This window comes from Kitasatospora sp. NPDC053057, assembly GCF_044546945.1.
In the GTDB taxonomy this organism is placed as follows: domain Bacteria; phylum Actinomycetota; class Actinomycetes; order Streptomycetales; family Streptomycetaceae; genus Kitasatospora.
In genome coordinates this window covers 134,944-153,033 of sequence record NZ_JBITZP010000014.1, presented here as the reverse complement: position 1 = coordinate 153,033, position 18,090 = coordinate 134,944, and the positions used below count along the sequence as shown (strand labels likewise).

The following is an 18,090-nucleotide window of genomic DNA, read 5'->3' as shown; positions in this document are numbered from 1 at the left end:
GACGATGGCTCAGCTCCCGGTCTGGCGCAGGTCCCTGAGGGTCGCGGCGAGTGGCCAGGCGAGCAGGACCAGCAGGATCCCGGCGGCCGCCGCGACGGCCGCGTGGCCGGCCGTCCTCGTGGCCAGCAGGGCGGCCCCGGCGAGGACGCCGGCCGCGGTGAGCGCGCCGAGGCCCAGCCTGAGCCGGGCCGGGTGCGGCGTGCCCAGCGCGCGCCGGCCCGCCGGGCTCGCCACCGTGCGGCAGGTCTGCAGCGCGCCGACGGCCAGGACGGTCCACCAGCAGGCGACGGCGGCGAAGCGGTAGTCACCGGCCGCGAGGGCCGAGCCCGGCGCCGAGTGCGCGAGGGCCACCACTGCCGCGCCCGCCAGGGCCGGGGCGGTGAGGCGGCGGGCGGCCGTGGCGAGCAGGGCGCGCAGTGCGGCGGGATCGCGGCGGGGCAGCGGGGTGACCAGCGCCAGCCCGACCAGCAGCAGCACCTGGCCGAGCGGCGCGACCCAGGCGCCGCCGGGCGCGGCGGTCTGACGGGCGCCCTGTTCGGCCGCCAGCGTGCCGACGAACCCGGTCGCCAGCGCCACGGCGACGGCCAGCACGGCCGCCCGGTCGCGCCGTTCGGAGCGGTGCTCGGCGGGCCAGACCGCCGGGTGCAGCCACAGGTCCGCGATCGCGGTCAGCAGTCCGGGCCAGGCGCGCCAGCCGGCCGCCCGTACCTCCCGGGCCATCTCCTCCGCCAGCTCCTCGCCCCAGCGCTCGCGCATCGGCGCGGGGTAGAGGCGGAACAGGTCGACGGGCCGCCGCGGCCGCCCGCCGCTCATGCGGGGTCCACCTTCAGGCTGGCCAGCCCGGCGGCGGCCACCTTCGCCATCGACCGCAGCTCCCGCTCCAGCACCTGCCGGCCCTGCGGCGTCAACCGTACGGGCCGCTGGCGCGGTTGGGCGTCGGTGGCCTCGGCGGGCTCGATCAGCTGCTTGGCCTCCAGGCGGGTGAGCGCCCCGTAGAGGCTGCCGGGGCCGAGCTTCTGCCCGACCAGCCGCTCGATCGCGGCGTTGACGGCGTAGCCGTGCAGCGGGCCGTCGGCCAGCGCGCAGAGCACCAGCGTCTGGGCGTCGTACGCCTGCATGAGGTCACTCCCTCGGGGGTGGCGGTGTCGCTTCACGATACTACGTGACAAGTACTACGTGACAAGTACTACGTGGCGTGTACTATTCCGGCATGGTCGAACAGAGCACACCTGTGGCCGAACGCGGCCAGGCGGCAGGGGAGTTGGCGGGCGGCTGGGGATGGCTCCCGGTCGCCGCCGGGCTGGTGCTGGTCGGGCTGGTGGCCGTCCGGCTGCCGGTCGGAGTGCTGGGCATGCTCGGCCGGGTCCTCCCGGCCGAGCAGCGGCTGGCGCAGCAGGTGGCGCCGGGCGTGCCGTGGCTGCCGGAGCTGCCGGAGCTGCCGGAGCTGCCGGAGCTGCTGGTGCGGGGCGGGATGGGCGGGAGGGACGGCGATGGGCGGCGGTGAGGCGGGCGGCCCCGGGGCGAGGGCGATGAGCAGGGTGCAGCTGCGGGCGCTGTGGGGCGCGCTGGCGCTGGCGGTGGCGTTCACCGGCTTCGCGTACGGGACCACCCAGGCGCGGGCGCTGCGGGCGGCGAGCCCCTGGCAGGGGGATCCCTACGACGCGGTGGTGTCGTTCACGCTGTTCCTGGTCCCCGCGCTCGCCGGGGTGACGACCGTACGGGCCTGGCTCTGCCGGGGCGTCGGGCCGCAGCCGGGGTACCGGGTGGACCAGCTGCTGCGGGCGGCCCGGCTGGGCGTCGCCCTGGTCGCGGTGACCGTCGCCACCGACGCGACCGCCGCGGCGCTGCGGGCGGAGCGCGAGCTGTGGGACGCGCGGACGGTCTGGCTGATCGCCGCCCTGCTGCCGCTGGGCGCCGGTGCCGGACGGTGCCTGGCGCTGCTGCGGCGCGCCGTCCGGGAGCTGCCGCCGGAGGAGCGGCGGCGGCCGGGCGGGGACTGGCTGGACGACCTCGCCCTGCTCGCCGCGCCGCTGGCCGACCTCCGCGCCCTCACCCGCTTCCTGCGCCGCCACATCGTGGCCGCCGCGGCGGCGCTGAGCCTGCTGGCCGCGGCGCTGGTGGTCACCGGGCAGGCGGCCGGGGAGGGCTGGCCCGGGGGCTGGCTCCTGCTGGTCGAACTGAGCGTCTTCTTCAGCGGGTTCTTCGCCTTCTGCCTGCTATGTGACGCCCTGCTGCGGATCGCCGCCCCCGCGCGGCCGCCCGGTGCCGCCCGGGCCGTCGCCTTCGCGGCCGCGCTGGCCGTACCGGTGAGCGGCGGCCTGCGGACGGCGGTGTGGTCACTGGCCGGACTGCCGGGCGGGGTGGACTCGCCGGTCAAGCTGCTGGTGCTGATGGCGGTGGGCGCACTGCTCGCGGGCACGGCGACGCTGGGCGCCGTACGGGTGCGGCGGGCCCGGTGAGCGGGCCGGTCGAGCGGGCCGCGCTGGGTGGTTCCGCGCCGGTGGGGTAGCCGCAGGGTGCGGCGGGAGCCGGGGATGAAGCCCGGGCCACCGGGCCGGTCGCGTCCAGCCGGTACCCGCTCGGCCTCCCGTCCGGGGCCGGAGGGGTCGACCATGGAGAGGAAGGCCCGGAGCAGGCCCGGGCGGCGAGCCCGAGAGGTGGTGAGCGTGGATGATCGTACGAACGCGTCTGCGCGCCGCCCGCCACCCCGCGACCCCGCCGGGCCCCGGCCGCGCCCCCGGAACCGGGCCGGGCCCCGGCCCCGGCAGAGGCCCGGGCCCCGGCCCCGGCAGAGGCCAGGGCCCCGGCCCCGGCGGCACCCCGCCCAAACCGCCCCCGCCCGCGCTGCGCCGCTGGCTGCTGCCCGTCGCGGTGCTGGTGACCCTGCTCCTCCTGGTCCTGTTCTCCAAGTCCGCCCCGACCGGCCCCCGCTACGGCTACACCGACTTCCTGAACCGGGTCGACACCGGCCAGGTGCAGACCGTGGACGTCACCGACACCGGCGGCGTGTCCGGCACCCTCAAGGACGGCACCCACTTCACCAGCCAGATCCCGACCGCCCTGGACACCTCCCAGCTCAGCCACGCGCTCTCCGACCAGCACGTGAACGTCACCGGCAGTCGCAGCGGCGGCAGCTCGATCTGGTCCACCCTGCTGCTGTTCCTGCCGCTGCTGATCTTCGGCGGACTGTTCCTCTGGTCGGGCCGGATGGCCGCGCGCTCGCTCGGTGGCGGGCTGAGCGCCATCGGCCGCTCCCGGGCGAAGATCATCGAGGCCGAGCGGCCCGCCACCGGCTTCGCCGACGTGGCCGGGTACGAGGGGGTGAAACAGGAGGTCAGCGAGGTGGTCGACTTCCTGCGCAGCCCCGAGCGCTACGCCGCAGCCGGGGCCAAGGGGCCGCGCGGGGTGATCATGGTCGGCCCGCCGGGCACCGGCAAGACGCTGCTCGCCCGGGCCGTGGCCGGCGAGGCCTCGGTGCCGTTCCTCTCCGTGACCGGCTCCGGCTTCGTGGAGATGTTCGTCGGCGTCGGCGCCTCCCGGGTCCGCGACCTGTTCGAGGAGGCCCGCAAGCGCGCGCCGTCCATCATCTTCATCGACGAGATCGACGCAGTCGGCGGCCGCCGCGCGGGCGGCACCCGGATCGGCGGCAACGACGAGCGCGAGCAGACCCTCAACCAACTGCTCTCCGAGATGGACGGCTTCGACCAGAGCACCGGCATCGTCGTCATCGCCGCCACCAACCGGCCGGACGCCCTCGACCCGGCGCTGCTGCGCCCCGGCCGCTTCGACCGGCAGGTCACCGTGCCGCTGCCCAACCAGGCCGAACGGGCGGCCATCCTCGCCGTCCACACCCGCGGCAAGACCCTCGCCCCCGACGCCGACCTGGGCCGGATCGCCCGCGGCACCCCCGGCTTCTCCGGCGCAGACCTCGCCAACCTGGTCAACGAGGCAGCCATCAACGCCGTGCGCGCCGACCGGGCCACCATCACCGCCGCCGACCTCGACGACGCCCGCGACCGGGTGCTGCTCGGGCGCCGGGAGTCCTCCAACGCGCTGCTGCCCGAGGAGCGGCACGCCGTCGCCGTGCACGAGTCCGGGCACGCCCTGATGGCCGCGCTGTGCGAGCACGCCGACCCGGTCGCCAAGGTGACCATCCTCCCGGCCGGGGTCTCCCTCGGTGCCACCGAGCAACTCCCCGAGGCCGAACGGCACCTGTACAGCGAGAGCTACCTGACCGACCTGCTCACCGTCCAGCTCGGCGGGCGGGCCGCCGAACTGGTCGTCTTCGGCGAGGGCTCGACCGGCGCCGCCAACGACCTCGCCAACGCCACCTCGGTCGCCACCCGGATGGTCCGCGAGTTCGGCCTCTCCCCGGACCTCGGACCGGTCGGCTACTCCAGCGGCTCCTCGCAGTACCTCGGCGACCACCCCGAGGACCTGCTGCGCCGCCCCTACTCCGAGCAGACCCAGCACGCGGTGGACGAGGCGGTGGCCGCCCTGCTGCGCGCCGCCGAACGCCGGGCCGTCGGGCTGCTGCACGAACACCGGCACCACCTGGACGAGTTGGCGGCGCTGCTGGTCGCCCAGGAGACCGTGGACGGCCGCGTGGTGCTCGACATCCTCGGGCACCCGGTACCGGAGGCGGGCCGGACCCTGGGCGCGGGGTCGGACCTCGGGCCGGACGCGGAGCCGGACCCGGGGGCGGCGGCCTGACGCCCGACGGGCCGGGGCCGCCGACGGCCCGGCCGCGGCCCGGGTGGATGATGTCGTGGTACCGACTTGAAGGAGCCGACCATGACCGAGACCCTGCCCGCGGACGTCCAGCGCGAGATCGCCCTGGCCCTCGGGGTGGCGCCCGTCGCCGACCCCGCGAAGGAGGCCGAGCGCCGGGTGACCTTCCTCGCCGACCAGCTGCGGGCCTCCGGGGCGCGCACCCTGGTGCTGGGCATCAGCGGCGGGGTGGACTCCACCACCACCGGGCGGCTCTGCCAGCTCGCCGTCGAGCGGCTGCGCGCCGAGGGGTACCAGGCGGCCTTCACGGCGATGCGGCTGCCCTACGGCGTCCAGGCGGACGAGGCGGACGCCCAGCGCGCGCTCGACTTCATCCGGGCCGACGAGGTGCTCACCGTCGACATCAAGCCCGCGACCGACGCGGCCTTCGACGCCCTGCTGACGGCCGGCCTCACCTTCCGCGACCACGCCCACGAGGACTTCGTGCGCGGCAACGTCAAGGCCCGCCAGCGGATGGTGGTCCAGTACGCGGCCGCGGGCGCCGGCGGCGGCCTGGTCGTCGGCACCGACCACGCGGCCGAGGCGGCCGTGGGCTTCTTCACCAAGTTCGGCGACGGCGCGGCCGACGTGATGCCGCTCTCCGGCCTGACGAAGCGTCAGGTCCGTTCGGTGGCGGCCCACCTGGGGGCGCCCGAGGAGCTGGTCGGCAAGGTCCCCACCGCGGACCTGGAGAACCTCGCCCCCGGCAAGCCCGACGAGGACGCGCTCGGCGTCGAGTACGACGCCCTGGACGACTTCCTGGAGGGTCGCCCGGTCAGCGAGCAGGTCTTCGACACCGTCCTCGGCCACTACCGCCGCACCGAGCACAAGCGCGGCCTGCCCATCACCCCGGGCCAGGCGTGACCGACCCGACGGACCGGGACGGCCGCGCGGCCGGCGCCGTGCTCGGGGCAGCCGTGGGCGACGCCCTCGGCGCCCCCTACGAGTTCGGCCCGGCCGGCGCCCTCTCGGCCCGCTTCCCCGCCGGGCCCGTCGAGCTGGTCGCCGGCGGGGGATGGGAGCTCGGCGAAGCCACCGACGACACCCAGATGGCCGTCCTGGTCGCCGAATCCCTCATCGAGCACGGGGAGTTGAGCCTCCCGGACATCTTCGACCGGTTCCGCCGCTGGGCCGCCGCCGAGCCCAAGGACATCGGAATCCAGACCGAGGACGTCCTCGCCAGCGGCCACCCCTGGGACCTCGCCGCCGCCATCCACTTCAACACCACCCTGCGCGCCGCCGGCAACGGCTCGCTGATGCGCGCCGCCACCTCCGCCGTCGCCTTCGCCGGCGACGGACGGCAGGCGACCATGGATGCCGCCCGCCGGATCGCCGCGCTCACCCACGGCGACCGGGCCGCCTGGGAGGGGACGGCGATCTTCCACGAGCTCGTCCGCCTCGCCCTCGACGGCACCGACCCGCTCGCCGAACTCCCCGCCGTCCTGGCCGCCGTCCACCACGACCACCGCGAGCGCTACGCCGCCGTCCTCGCCCCCGACTGGCACCCCGACCGTGCCACCGAGGCCAACGGCGCCGTCTGGCCCTGCCTGGGCTCGGCCGTCTGGGCCCTGCGCAACACCGACGGCTTCGAGCAGGCGCTGCGCGCCGCCGTCGACCTCGGCGGCGACACCGATACCGTCGCCGCCGTCACCGGCGGCCTGGCCGGCGCCCGCTACGGCGTGGCGGCCATCCCGGCGCGCTGGACCGAACCGCTGCACGTACCCCTGCCGGGCTCCGGCGGCCGGGTTCTGAGGGCGTCCGAACTGCTGTGGATCGCGGAGCAGTTGGCGGCCTGACGAGCGCCGCGGCGGCCCGCCCTCAGCGGCCGGCCAGCGCGAGGAACAACCCCAGCGGCAGCAACAGGTGCGAGGCCAGCGCGCTGAGCATCGCGCAGCGCCGGCGCCGGTGCGGCGTGGACCACTGACCGGCGATCGCGACACCGAGCAGGACGGCGAAGAGGACGGCGAAGAGGACGGCCCCGGCCAGGATGCCGGTCTGGGGCACCGCCGCCCGGTGCTCCGCCGTGGTCTGCTCGCCCGCCCAGCGCCAGATCCGGGTCAGCAGGACGCCGAACACGGCGGCGCCGGACCGTGTCGCCGTTCTCCGCAGCCAGGCCCCTGATCCCCCTGCCCGCCACCGCACCGCCCCCCTTGATCGTCTGCGCGTTCGGCTCGTTACCGTACCGAGTGAACGGTTCGACGTCGAAGGGGGAAGCAGCATGGGTGAAGTGACGGTGCGTCCGGTGTCCCGGGTGGTCGGGGGGCGTGAGGAGATGCGCGACGACGGCTGGGGGAGCGTCGGGGCGGTGATCCGGCCGGCCGGCGGGCAGTTCACCGAGGAGGCGCTGTACGGGCGTACTGCGACGGAGAGGGCTGAGCGGTGACCCGGGAGCGACTCGCCGTGGTGTCCGGTGGGGGTACCGGGATCGGGCGGGCGATCGCGGCGCGGCTGGCCGGGGACGGCTACCGGGTGGCGGTCCTCGGGCGCCGGGCGGCGGTGCTGGAGGAGGCCCGGGCGGAGATCGAGCGGGACGCCGGGCCGGGGGCGGTCGTGCCGGTGGCGGGGGACCTGGCCGATCCCGCGGCGGTCGAGGAGGTGGCCGCCCGGATCGGTGAACTCGGGCCGGTGGACGTGCTGGTGAACAACGCGGGCGCCATCATCACCCCGCCCGAGGACGGCACTCTGGCCGCCCTGGCCGCGTCCTGGCGGCGGGATCTGGACATCAATCTGCTCACCGCCGTGCTGCTGACCACCGCGCTCCAGGGCGCGCTGCGCCGCCCGGGCGGCCGGCTGGTGGTGATCAGCTCGGCGGCCGCCCAGCGCGGTGGTGCCGGGCCGCACTCGGCGGGTTCGTACGCGGCCGCGAAGGCGGCCCTGCACGGCTGGGCGTTCGGTCTGGCGCGGCAGTTGGGGCCGGACGGCATCACGGTGAATGTGCTGGCGCCCGGCTACGTCGTGGACACCGAGATCTTCGGGGCCGACTGGAACGAGGAGTTCCACGCCCGGAAGGTCGCCGACACCCTGGTCGGCCGGGCCGGAACCCCCGCCGACGTGGCCGAGGCGGTCGCCTACATCGCCTCCCCGGCGGCCGGCTACCTCACCGGGCAGGTGATCGGTTTGAACGGTGGTGCGGTTCTGGGCAGATGAGCTGTTCATCGGTCGTCTATCACCCCTGCCTACGGTGAGTCGCAGACCGCACGTGGGCCCGAACACAGGAGTCTCCGCTGTCCAGGATCATCACCACCGCCCTGCCCGCGCACGGGCACGTCAGCCCGCTGCTGGCGATCTCCGCCGACCTCGCCGCGCGCGGCCACGAGGTGGTCTTCCTCGGCGGTTCGCGCTTCGCGGACGCCGCCGAACGGGCGGGGGTGCGCTTCGCTGCGCTGCCCGCCGAGGCCGACTGGGACGACCGCGACCTCGACGCGTCCTTCCCAGGCCGGGCGGACCTGCCGCCCGGTCCGGAGCGGCTCGCCTTCGACGTGCAGCACGTCTTCCTCGACCCGATTCCGTACCAGTACCGGGCGCTGCTCGCGCTGTTGGCCGATTTCCCGGCCGACGCGGTGATCGCCGACGCCTTCATCCAGGGCGCGCTGCCGTTGGCACTGAGCCGGCCGAGGGCGGAGCGCCCGGCGCTGATCGGGGTCGGGATCAGCCCGTCGATGCTGCCGAGCGTGGACACCGCGCCGTTCGGGCTGGGGGTGCCGCCGCTGCCCGGCGAGGAGGGCCGGGCCCGGTTGCGGGAGTTGCGGGAGGAGGCGGCTCGGCGCGGCGAGCCGTTGCAGCGGTACGCGGAGAAGGTGTTCGCGGAGGTGGGTGTCCGGTTGCCGGAGGGGCCGCGCGGGTGGGCCCAGGTGGCGGTGCCGGACGTGTTCCTGCAGCTGACCGTGCCGGGCTTCGAGTACCCGCGCAGCGACGCGCCCGCCTCGTACCGGCTGATCGGCGCGCTGCCGGGGAACGTGGGCGAGGACCAGCCGCTGCCCGAGTGGTGGGACGAGGTCACCGGCGGCGGGCGGCCGGTCGTGGTGGTGACCCAGGGGACGCTCGCCAATGACGACCTGGGCGAGCTGGTGGTGCCGACGGTCAGCGCCCTGGCCGAGCGGGACGTGCTGGTGGTGGCCGCCACCGTCCGCCCGGACGGGCCGCGGGTGCTGACCGAACTGCTCGGGGGCAGCCTGCCGGGCAACGTCCGCGCCGCCGGGTACGTGCCGTTCGACCGGCTGCTGCCGCACACCGACGTGCTGGTGAGCAACGGCGGTTACGGCGGGGTGCAGACCGCGCTGCGCCACGGGGTGCCGCTGGTGGTGGCCGGGGCGAGCGAGGACAAGCCGGAGGTGGCGGCCCGGGTGCAGTGGGCCGGCGCGGGGGTGGACCTGCGCACCGGCCGCCCGGCGCCGGAGGCGGTCGGCCGGGCGGTCGAGCAGGTGCTGGGTGAGGGCCGGTTCCGCGAACGGGCCCGCGCGCTGGGCGCGGAGTTCGCGGAGTACCGGCCGTTCGACACCATCGCCGAGCTGGTCGAATCGCTGGGGCGCCGCGCGGGCTGATCGGCTGCCGCGCGGGCTGATCGGGCGCCCTGAGGGTCGATCGGGCGCCGTGAGGGCGGATCAGGTGCCGTGAAGGCTGAAACGATTCGCCAGCCGGAGGGTCAGTCCCCGTCGGCGTCCGCCTCCGCGGTGGGCGCGGCGGTGGCGCCCTTGCTGATGCCGAGCTTCGCCTCGGCCGTCGTCCAGTCGGTGGCGATCGCCTGCTGGGCGGCGGCCAGGGTGACCTGACCCTTGCAGATCGCGGTGTGCAGGTGGGTCTCCACCGAGTCCTTGGGGTTGTTCGGGCCCTTGCCCGGGACGTGGCCGGGGGAGGGCGGCTGGATCCACAGGTTGCGCGGGTCGTTGGGGTCGCCGCCGAGCTGCAGGCTGATCAGGTGGTCGTACTCGGCGTCGCCCATCGGGCCGGTGTAGCCGTAGGACTTGGCGTTGTCGGCCTTCTCCTTGCCGGTGATGTTCACCGGCGGGCGGATGGTCGAGGTGTAGCCGCCCGGCTTGCAGATGGTGTCGTTGATGTTGCCCTGGTTGACGGCCGGGCTGATCGCGCCCGGGGTGCAGTTCGGGTCGGGCAGCGGCTGCTTGTCCGCCGTGTAGCGGTAGTGGCAGCTGCCCGCCGCGGGCTGCGGCTGGGCGTCGTAGGAGCTCTTCGGGCCGGAGCCGGTCACGATCTTGGCCGGGGCGGGCTGGGCGGCGTCGCCCGCGACCGCCGGGGCGGAGCTGTGGGCGCCGTCCTTGGCGTGGGAGCCGTCCTTGGCGGTGTGGCCACCGCCGGACGAGCAGCCTGCGGCTGCGGCGAGCAGGACGGCCGCGGCTATGGCGAGGGCGCCTCGGGCGGGAGCCGGCACGGAGTTCCTCCAGGTCGTTGCGGTGGTACGGGCGGCCGGCCGGCCGACGATGGTGCCGGAGGCCGCGTCAGCGGACACTACCGTGTCGAGGGGGCCGAATGGGTGACGCCACGTCCGGCGCGGGAGGACTGTTGCGGGCGCGCGGAATCGTTTCCGCACTCTTGACACCCCGACAGGTCTGCCACCGCCCCGGCGGTCATCGACACGGTGGCCGGCTTCGGCGCCCGCGACGAGGTCGCGCCCACCCCGGACGGCGGGGCCGTCTACGCCCGCCCCACCGGCGCCACCGGGTCTACCGCGCCGCGATCCAGTCCGTGATCAGGTCGTCCAGCACGTCCAGCGGCAGGCTGCCGTGCCCGATCAGCTCGTGATGGAACTCCCGGACGTCGAAGCGCCCGCCGAGCGCGGCCTGCGCCCGCTCGCGGTGCCGGACGATCTCCCGACGGCCGACCAGGTACGCGGTGGCCTGGCCCGGCCAGGCGATGTAGCGGTCGATCTCGTTGCGGACGTTGGCCTCGGGGGTGGCGGTGTTGTCCCGCATGAAGGCCATCGCCCGCCTCCGGGGCCAGCCGTAGTGGTGCATCCCGGTGTCCACCACCAGGCGAACCGCGCGCAGCGCGTCCATCGACAGCATGCCGAAGCGGGACAGCTCCGAGCCGTACAGGCCCATCTCGTCGGCCAGCCGCTCGGTGTACAGGCCCCAGCCCTCGACGTGCGCGGTCAGCTGGCTGCTCGGCTGCTGCCGGAACCGCGGCAGGTGGTGCAGGGTCCGGGCGACCGCGAGCTGCAGGTGGTGGCCCGGCACGCTCTCGTGGAAGGCGATCGCCTCGTACTCGTAGGTGAACCGGCTCTCCGGGTTCAGCGTGTTGATCCAGTGGGTGCCGGGCAGCCCGCCCGGGCCCGGCGGCTGGTAGTAGGCCAGCGGCGCGGTCTCCGCCTCCAGCGGGTCGATCTCCCTGGTCACGCAGTCGGCGATCGGGTACGGGCGGAACCAGTCGGCCGAGGCGAGCCGGGCGCGGTCCAGGACGCCGTCCACCAGGGCGACGATCTCGGCCGCGCTGCCGAAGCGCAGCGACCGGTCCTCGCGCAGCGCGGTCAGCACGGCGTCGGTGCCGCTGATGCCGAGCACCTTGCCTCCCAGCTCGGCGAACTCCTCGCGCAGTGCCGCCACCGTCTCCAGGCCGATCCGGTGCACCTCCTCCGGGGCCAGCCCGGGCCGGGTGAAGCGGCCGACGGCGTCCGCGTACCCCTCGGCGCCGCCCGGCACGTGGCAGACCCCGGCCTCGGTGTCCGGACGGGCGGTCGGCGCCAGCTGCTGGGCCAGCCCGGCCCGGTAGCGGGCCACCGCGGGCCGGACGCCCTCGCGCACGATCGCCCGGGCCCGCTCGAACTCCGGGCGGCCCTGGAGCGGGCGCAGCAGCTGGTCGGCGGTGGGGCCGGCGGCCAGGTAGCCGTCCAGCTGGGTGACGGCGGCGGCCACCCCGCTGCGCAGCGGCAGCCGGCCCTCGGCGGCGGCGTCCAGGCTGCGCCGCAGGACGGCGTCGAAGTAGCCGGGCAGGCCGGCCAGCCGCTCCAGGTAGGCGTCGGCGCCCTCCTGGTCGATGGCGGTCATGGCGAGGGTGCTGAAGACCGTGTTGTGCGGGGCGACGATGGTCGCGGAGACGCTGAAGTCGTCCAGCCCGTGGGCGATCCGGCCGCTGTTGTTCTCGATCAGCCGGGCGAGCACCCGGTGGGTGAGGCGGTCCTCGCCGGTCAGCCCGTCCAGCGGGATCGCCGCCAGGCGCGCGCCGAAGGCCCGCAGCACCTCGCGGTGGCGCAGCGCGGCCGCGCGCGACGGGTCGGGCACCTCGTGGGCGTAGCCCTCGGTGCCGCTGAGGGTGGCCTCGAAGGGGTCGTGGGCGTTCTCGGCGGCGAAGAACTCATCGGCGAGGGCGGCGAGTTCGGCCTGAGGGGAGGGCGCGGTCGGGCTGTCGCCCGGCTGGTCGGTCATTGGGCGATTATTCGGAGTCGGCGGCGACGCGGTCAATACGCGGCGTGGGAAAGACGTTTCCGTCCGCCCGCCGTGAACGCGCCGCCGCCGAAGCGGAATTCAGAATTCAGGAGCCAGAATTCAGGAGTCAGGATTCCGGACTCCGAGCGCCGGGAGGCTCAGCGGCCCTGGGACTCCTTGGAGGCCTTCTCGGCGGCCTCCTTCTCGTGCTTCGCCTTGATCCGGGCCTCCTCCTTGCGGACGTCGACCTGGTTGGCGCGCTCGTGCTGGAGCCACAGCGGGTTCTCGGCCTTGATCGCGTCGATCTCGTCCGTGGTGAGTGCCTCGGTCACGCCGCCGCGGGCCAGGCCCGAGATGGAGATGCCGAGCTTGGCGGCGACCACCGGGCGCGGGTGCGGGCCGTTCTTGCGCAGCTCCTGGAGCCACTGCGGCGGCTCGGCCTGCAGCGCGTTGAGCTCCTCGCGGGAGACCACGCCCTCCTGGAAGTCGGTCGGCGCCGCGTCGAGGTAGATCCCCAGCTTCTTGGCCGCCGTGGCCGGCTTCATGGTCTGGCTGGTCTTCTGCTTGAGCGATGTCATGGTGACAAGGGTAAGGGAGTGCGCGGGCGCTTCCGGTCACGGTCGGTAGCCTTGCCCTGTGACAGACATGCAGGTGAACCCGTCCTTCCGGCTCGCGTACGTCCCGGGCGTGACCCCCGGCAAATGGGCCCGGGTCTGGGTCGAGCGGCTTCCGGACGTTCCGCTCGACCTGGTCGCGGTGCCCTCCACCGAGGGCGAGCGGACGGTCCGCGAGGGCGAGGTGGACGCCGGACTGGTCCGGCTGCCGGTCGACAAGGACGTGCTCAGCGCGATCCCGCTGTACACCGAGACCACCGTCGTGGTCTTCCCCAAGGACCACTGGCTCGCCGCCGCCGAGGAGGTCGCCCTCGACGACCTCGCCGAGGAGGTGGTCTTCCACCCGCTGGACGACACCCTCGGCTTCACCGCCGACACCCTGCCCGGGCGCCCGGCGATCGCCCGCCCGGACACCACGGCGGACGCGGTCGAACTGGTGGCGGCCAACGTCGGCGTGCTGCTGGTCCCGCAGTCGCTGGCCCGGCTGCACCACCGGCGGGATCTCACCTACCGGCCGGTGGCGGAGGGGCCGCAGTCGCAGGTGGCGCTGTCCTGGCCGCAGGAGCGGACCACGGACCTGGTGGAGGAGTTCATCGGGATCGTCCGGGGGCGCACGGTCAACAGCTCGCGCGGCCGCGGGGCCGGGCAGGCCGCCGAGACCCAGCCGAAGAGCCAGCCGAAGAAGGCGGCGGCGCCGCGGAAGCCCCAGCAGCAAAAGGCCGGCGGCCAGAAGGCGGGCGGCCAGAAGTCCGGCGCGCAGAAGGGGCGGGGCGGCGGCCCGGCCGCGGCCCGGCGGGGCAAGCCGAAGCGGCGCTCGTAGGGCCGCCGGAGAGTAGCGTCGGCCCCGTTCCGGAAGCCGTGGTGGGAGGAGCGGGGCCGTGTGGCATGACCTGGTGGTCGTCCAGATTCCGATCGTAGAGAAGATCCTCCGGACGATCGCCGTCTACCTGCTGATCCTGGTGCTGTTCCGGCTCGCCGGGAAGCGCGGGCTGGCGGGGCTGAACACCTTCGACATGGTGGTGGTGTTCCTGCTCTCCAACGTGGTGCAGAACGCGATCATCGGCAACGACAACAGCCTGCTCGGCGGCGCGATCGGGGCGGTCACCCTGATCGCGGTGAACGCCGCCGTCACCCGCTGGCTGGCCCGCGACCCGCGCGCCGCGCGCGTCCTGGAGGGCGAGCCCACCACGGTCGTCCGCGACGGCAAGCTGGTGCCCGGCGCACTGCGCGAGCTGGCGTTGCGCCCGTCCGAGCTGGAACACGCGATCCGGCTGCAGAACGGCGACAACGTCAGCGATGTCGCCCGGGCCCGCTTGGAGCCGGACGGCCAGCTGCTGGTCACCCTCAAGGCGGACGAGCAGAGCGCCACCAAGGGCGACGTCGACGAACTGCGGGAGCGCCTGGCGGCGATCGAGCGCCTGCTGACCACCCTCGCCGCCGACCGCCGGCCGCCGCACTGACGGCCCCCGGCGGCGTTCAGGGCGTCATCCGCCGCTGCTCGCGGTGGCAAGGGCGGGGGTGCGGCGGCGGGCGGTGGCGGCGGCGAGGGTGAAGCCGAGGGCGGCGGCGAGGAGGTGGCCGATGGTGGTGAACTCGGGGATGGGGCCGGGCCATTCGTGGTCGCCGGCGAGTGGCCAGGCGAGGACGAAGGCAACCCAGGGCAGGCGGGCCCAGCGGGGCAGGGCGAGGACCACGAAGGCGAGGGCGGCCTGGGCGCCGTAGCTGATGCCGTAGTCCGAGGCCTCCCGCACGCTCGCCGGGTACCAGCCCTGGTGCAGGGCGAACAGGATCACCAGGGCGGTGATCAGGGTGGCGCCGACGTGTCCGGCCAGGAACACCGCGGCGGCGCGGGGCGTGCCGTAGCGGCGCTCGGCCCAGGCGAGGCCGACGACGATGCCGAGGCCGAGGGTGATCAGGGTGCCGCCGAAGCCGGTGGAGGCGATGTCGGTGAGCGTGCCGTCGTACAGCAGGGCGCTGCCGATCATGGCGCGGACCGGGTGATCGTGGAGGTTGTCCAGGTTGGTGCTGATGTAGCCGCGCAGGTCGTCGGCCCGCTGCTCGGACAGTCCGTACTCGACCCAGGCGTGTCCGAGCAGCAGCAGGACGACGTAGGCGAGCGTCAGCGGCGAGCGCCGCGGGTACGTGCGGACGGCGCGCAGCAGCCCGGTGAGGAGCCCCAACGGGCGTCGAGCGTTCATGTGCTGATGGTGTCCCGGTCGAGCGGAGGGTCAGGTCGGCCCGGATGCGGCCGCCCTTTCCGGGACAGTACCGAACCCGGGTGGACACCGGGTCGGCGCGTTCGTCAGCGGATGCGGCGGGCGAGCCTCGCCGTGAAGGAGCGGGGGGACAGCGAGGAGCTGCGGTGGGGGCGGATGGGGCGGTCGCGGGTGGGGGTGATGGTCCAGCGGGCGGCGATGGTGGCGAGGGCGAGGGCGGCCTCGGTGGTGCCGAAGGCTTCGCCGATGCAGCGGCGGGCGCCGAGGCCGAAGGGGGTGTAGGTGCCGGGGGCGGGGCGGGCGGTGGTGAGCCAGCGGTCGGGGTCGAAGCGGTCGGGGCAGGGGAAGAGGTCGGCGCGGCGGTGCAGCAGGTACGGGCTGTAGAGGACGGTGGCGCCGGCCGGGAGGCGGTGGCCGCCGAGTTCGGTGTCGGCGGTGACGGTGCGGCTGAGGATCCAGGCGGGCGGATAGAGCCGGAGGGTCTCGCTGACGATCCTGGCGGTGAGCGGCAGGGCGGCCAGGTCCTCGTGGCGGGCGGGGCGGCCGTCGAGGACGGTGTCGAGTTCGGTGTGCAGGCGCTCGCGGACGGCGGGGTTGGCGGCGAGCAGGGTCCAGGCCCAGGACAGGGTGGCGGCACTGGTCTCCATGCCGGCCAGCAGGAAGGTGACCACCTGGTCGTGGATCTCGCCGTCGGTCAGGCCCCGCCCGTGCTCGTCGCGGGCGCTGAGCAGCACGGAGAGCAGATCCTGGTGGTCGGTGCCGGCCGCGCGGTAGTCGGCGATCAGGAGCCGGGTGATCTCCCGCAGGTTCTGCCGGGCGCGTTTGAAGCGGCGGTTGCCGGGGGTGGGGATCCGGTCGGCGCCGGGCAGCGGCAGCATCATCCGGCGGGCGACGCCGCGGGTGACCACGTCCATGGAGTCGTGGACGGGCAGGGTGCCGGCCCGCTCGTGCGCGGCGAACAGGCAGCGGGCGGTGACGGCGGTGCTGAGGCGGTACATCGCGGCGGGCACGTCGACCACGTCGCCGTCGCGCCAGCGGCTGGTGGTGCCGGCGATCTCCTCGGCCATCATGGCGGTGTAGCCGGGCAGCCGGTCGCGGTGGAACGCGGGCTGGAGCATGCGGCGTTGGCGCCGGTGGGCACCGGCGGGGCAGGTGGCGAGGCCGTTGCCGAAGGCCTCGCGGGCCTTCTCGATGATGATGCCGCCCTTGTCGTACGTACGGTCCTCGGTGAGCAGCCGGCGCACCAGGTCGGGGTGGCAGGCGACGTACGCGTCGAGCGGGCCGAGCCGCAGCCGGACCAGGTCGCCGTGGGCGGCCAGGCCGGCCACGAAGTCGAGCGGGCTGCGGATGAAGGCGGGGGCGTGACCGAGCAGGGGGAGCGCGCCGGGCGCGGTGACCGAGGTGTACTGGGCGGTCGGGTGGTACTGGGTGGTCACGGGCGTCACCTCGGGGAGGGCCGGTTCATCGGGTGATCGGGATCTTTCCCGGTGTCCGGCGGTGAAACGGTCCGTGACCGGCGGGTGGGGTGAACGCGGGGGCGCGTGCCGAACGCCCGTGCGCCCCACAATATTTGACGGCTCGCCCGGGGCCGCCCGGCGCAGGGGTTTCCGGGGGTGGTGCCACGCGCCTACACTGCGAAGCTCCGTACGATTACCGGCTGGTATACCCGCCGGTACGGCTACTTGGTACTACCGGTTGGGAGTTGGGATGGCCGACGAGCGGGCCCACGCGTTCACCGACGACGCCCTCGGCGCGCACGACGCGGTGGCGCTGGCCGCCCTGGTCCGGTCCGGCGCGGTCAACCCCCGGGAGCTGGTCGCGGCCGCCGCCGCCCGCGCCGGGCGGATCGACGGCGCGCTGCTGCCCGTCGCCCACGCCTCGTATGACCGGCCCCGGATCAGCCGTGAGGGCATCGGCGGCCCGCTCTGGGGCGTGCCGACCTACCTCAAGGACAACGTCGACCTGCGCGGCCTGCCCACCACCATGGGCAGCGAGGCCTTCCGCGCCCGTCCGGCCCGCCGCAACGCGCGCTTCACCGACCAGCTGCTCGCCACCGGCCTGGCGGTGCTCGGCAAGACCAGGCTGCCCGAGTTCGGCCTGAACGCCTCCACCGAGTTCGCCACCGCCCAGCCGGTGCGCAACCCGTGGAAGACCTCGCACTCGCCCGGCGCCTCCTCGGGCGGCGCGGCGGCCCTGGTGGCCGCCGGGGTGGTGCCGATAGCGCACGCCAACGACGGCGGCGGGTCGATCCGCATCCCGGCGGCCTGCTGCGGCCTGGTCGGCCTCAAGCCCACCCGCGGCCGGCTGGTGACCAACGCGCAGGGCGGCAAGCTGCCGATCGACCTGGTCACCGACGGGGTGGTGACCCGCTCGGTGCGCGACACCGCCGCCTTCTTCGCCGCCGCCGAACGCCATCACCGCAACCCGAAGCTGCCCCCACTCGGCCTGGTCGAGGGCCCGGGCGAGCGCCGGCTGCGGATCGGGCTGGTCATCGACTCGCCGACCGCCAAGACCGACGAGGCGACCCGCCGGGCCGTCGAGGAGACCGCCGCCAGGCTGGAGGCGATGGGCCACCGGGTCGTGCCGACCACCCTGCCGTTCGGCGAGGAGTTCTCCCGCGACTTCCTCTCGTACTGGGGCTACATCGCCTGGGTGATCGCGCTCACCGGCCGGCTGGTGCTCGACCCCAGCTTCCGGGCCGGGAAGCTGGACGGGCTGACCACCGGGCTGCGCCGCAGCTTCCAGGCCGAGTTCCCGCGCACCCCGGGCGTGCTGCGGCGGCTGCGCCGGGCCGAGGCGGTGTACGCGGGGATCTTCCGCGAGCACGACGCGATCCTCTCCCCGGTGCTCGCCCACACCGCCCCGCCGATCGGGCACCTCAGCCCGAACGTCGCCTTCGACGAGCTGGTCGAGCGGCTGCTGCGCTACGTCGCCTTCACCCCGGTCAACAACGTGACCGGTGGCCCGGGCATCGCGCTGCCCGCCGGGGCGGCGCCGAGCGGGCTGCCGATCGGGGTGCACCTGTCGGCCGCGCACGGGCAGGAGCGGGTGCTGCTGGAGCTGGCCTTCGCGCTGGAGGCGGACCGGCCCTGGCGGCGCATCCAGGACTGAGCGCGG

At 75.0% G+C, this 18,090-nt stretch carries 19 protein-coding genes; 11 read left to right on the top strand and 8 right to left on the bottom strand.

The window, feature by feature from the left end; all coding sequences use genetic code 11:
• Window positions 1-9: 9 nt before the first annotated feature.
• Window positions 10-813, bottom strand: coding sequence for a hypothetical protein (locus ACIG5E_RS17375; protein ID WP_396534277.1), 804 nt, complete (start codon window positions 811-813; stop codon window positions 10-12).
• A complete protein-coding gene (locus tag ACIG5E_RS17370; protein WP_396534276.1) occupies window positions 810-1,118 on the bottom strand; it encodes a PadR family transcriptional regulator in 309 nt (102 codons plus the stop codon). Before ACIG5E_RS17370 ends, ACIG5E_RS17375 begins: the two co-directional genes overlap by 4 nt.
• 92 nt (window positions 1,119-1,210) lie before the next feature.
• Here ACIG5E_RS17370 and ACIG5E_RS17365 point away from each other — a divergent pair, with 92 nt between their 5' ends.
• The 5 genes from ACIG5E_RS17365 (at window position 1,211) to ACIG5E_RS17345 (ending at window position 6,566) form a co-directional block, all read left to right on the top strand.
• The gene (locus ACIG5E_RS17365) at window positions 1,211-1,504 is read left to right on the top strand and encodes a hypothetical protein (RefSeq protein ID WP_396534275.1); all 294 of its coding nucleotides are present in this window, start codon (window positions 1,211-1,213) and stop codon (window positions 1,502-1,504) included.
• 25 nt (window positions 1,505-1,529) lie between these two features.
• Window positions 1,530-2,459, top strand: coding sequence for a hypothetical protein (locus ACIG5E_RS17360; protein WP_396534274.1), 930 nt, complete (start codon window positions 1,530-1,532; stop codon window positions 2,457-2,459).
• A 211-nt stretch (window positions 2,460-2,670) separates the two neighbouring features.
• A complete protein-coding gene (gene ftsH, locus ACIG5E_RS17355; RefSeq protein ID WP_396534273.1) occupies window positions 2,671-4,713 on the top strand; it encodes an ATP-dependent zinc metalloprotease FtsH in 2,043 nt (680 codons plus the stop codon).
• 81 nt (window positions 4,714-4,794) lie between these two features.
• Entirely contained in the window at window positions 4,795-5,634 is an 840-nt protein-coding gene (nadE, locus tag ACIG5E_RS17350) for an ammonia-dependent NAD(+) synthetase (RefSeq protein ID WP_396534272.1), read from the top strand.
• Entirely contained in the window at window positions 5,631-6,566 is a 936-nt protein-coding gene (locus tag ACIG5E_RS17345) for an ADP-ribosylglycohydrolase family protein (protein WP_396534271.1), read from the top strand. Before nadE ends, ACIG5E_RS17345 begins: the two co-directional genes overlap by 4 nt.
• 22 nt (window positions 6,567-6,588) lie before the next feature.
• Here the strand turns inward: ACIG5E_RS17345 and ACIG5E_RS17340 are convergent, their stop codons facing one another.
• A complete protein-coding gene (locus tag ACIG5E_RS17340; protein ID WP_396534270.1) occupies window positions 6,589-6,846 on the bottom strand; it encodes a hypothetical protein in 258 nt (85 codons plus the stop codon).
• Window positions 6,847-6,988: 142 nt separating this feature from the next.
• Here ACIG5E_RS17340 and ACIG5E_RS17335 point away from each other — a divergent pair, with 142 nt between their 5' ends.
• The 3 genes from ACIG5E_RS17335 to ACIG5E_RS17325 all read left to right on the top strand — a co-directional run bounded on the left by ACIG5E_RS17335 (window position 6,989) and on the right by ACIG5E_RS17325 (window position 9,311).
• Window positions 6,989-7,153, top strand: a complete 165-nt coding sequence (locus ACIG5E_RS17335; protein WP_396534269.1) for a hypothetical protein — start codon at window positions 6,989-6,991, stop codon at window positions 7,151-7,153.
• The gene (locus ACIG5E_RS17330; RefSeq protein ID WP_396534268.1) at window positions 7,150-7,917 is read left to right on the top strand and encodes an SDR family NAD(P)-dependent oxidoreductase; all 768 of its coding nucleotides are present in this window, start codon (window positions 7,150-7,152) and stop codon (window positions 7,915-7,917) included. The genes ACIG5E_RS17335 and ACIG5E_RS17330 overlap by 4 nt, the downstream gene beginning before the upstream one ends.
• Window positions 7,918-8,087: 170 nt before the next feature.
• A complete protein-coding gene (locus ACIG5E_RS17325; RefSeq protein WP_396534267.1) occupies window positions 8,088-9,311 on the top strand; it encodes a glycosyltransferase in 1,224 nt (407 codons plus the stop codon).
• A 101-nt stretch (window positions 9,312-9,412) separates the two neighbouring features.
• On the opposite strand, the gene ACIG5E_RS17320 is transcribed toward ACIG5E_RS17325, so the two are convergent.
• From ACIG5E_RS17320 to ACIG5E_RS17310, 3 genes are all read right to left on the bottom strand, one after another.
• Complete coding sequence (locus ACIG5E_RS17320; RefSeq protein ID WP_396534266.1) at window positions 9,413-10,153, bottom strand: hypothetical protein; 741 nt, start codon at window positions 10,151-10,153, stop codon at window positions 9,413-9,415.
• 292 nt (window positions 10,154-10,445) lie between these two features.
• Window positions 10,446-12,143, bottom strand: a complete 1,698-nt coding sequence (locus tag ACIG5E_RS17315; protein ID WP_396534265.1) for a DUF885 domain-containing protein — start codon at window positions 12,141-12,143, stop codon at window positions 10,446-10,448.
• A gap of 158 nt (window positions 12,144-12,301) precedes the next feature.
• Complete coding sequence (locus ACIG5E_RS17310) at window positions 12,302-12,721, bottom strand: DUF5997 family protein (RefSeq protein ID WP_396534264.1); 420 nt, start codon at window positions 12,719-12,721, stop codon at window positions 12,302-12,304.
• Between the two features lie 58 nt (window positions 12,722-12,779).
• Here ACIG5E_RS17310 and ACIG5E_RS17305 point away from each other — a divergent pair, with 58 nt between their 5' ends.
• Together ACIG5E_RS17305 and ACIG5E_RS17300 are read left to right on the top strand one after the other, a co-directional pair.
• Window positions 12,780-13,577 (top strand): LysR family substrate-binding domain-containing protein, encoded by a 798-nt coding sequence (locus ACIG5E_RS17305; RefSeq protein ID WP_396534263.1) that lies wholly within the window; start codon window positions 12,780-12,782, stop codon window positions 13,575-13,577.
• Between the two features lie 58 nt (window positions 13,578-13,635).
• A complete protein-coding gene (locus ACIG5E_RS17300) occupies window positions 13,636-14,217 on the top strand; it encodes a DUF421 domain-containing protein (RefSeq protein WP_396534262.1) in 582 nt (193 codons plus the stop codon).
• A gap of 24 nt (window positions 14,218-14,241) precedes the next feature.
• Here the strand turns inward: ACIG5E_RS17300 and ACIG5E_RS17295 are convergent, their stop codons facing one another.
• Window positions 14,242-14,955, bottom strand: a complete 714-nt coding sequence (locus tag ACIG5E_RS17295; protein WP_396534261.1) for a rhomboid-like protein — start codon at window positions 14,953-14,955, stop codon at window positions 14,242-14,244.
• Between the two features lie 104 nt (window positions 14,956-15,059).
• On the bottom strand, window positions 15,060-16,409 hold the full coding sequence (locus ACIG5E_RS17290; RefSeq protein WP_396534260.1) for a cytochrome P450: 1,350 nt from the start codon (window positions 16,407-16,409) through the stop codon (window positions 15,060-15,062).
• A gap of 271 nt (window positions 16,410-16,680) precedes the next feature.
• On the opposite strand from ACIG5E_RS17290, the gene ACIG5E_RS17285 reads away from it, so the two are divergent.
• Window positions 16,681-18,084 carry an amidase gene (locus tag ACIG5E_RS17285; protein ID WP_396534259.1) on the top strand — a complete coding sequence of 468 codons (1,404 nt, stop codon included), beginning with the start codon at window positions 16,681-16,683 and terminating at the stop codon, window positions 18,082-18,084.
• Window positions 18,085-18,090: the final 6 nt, after the last annotated feature.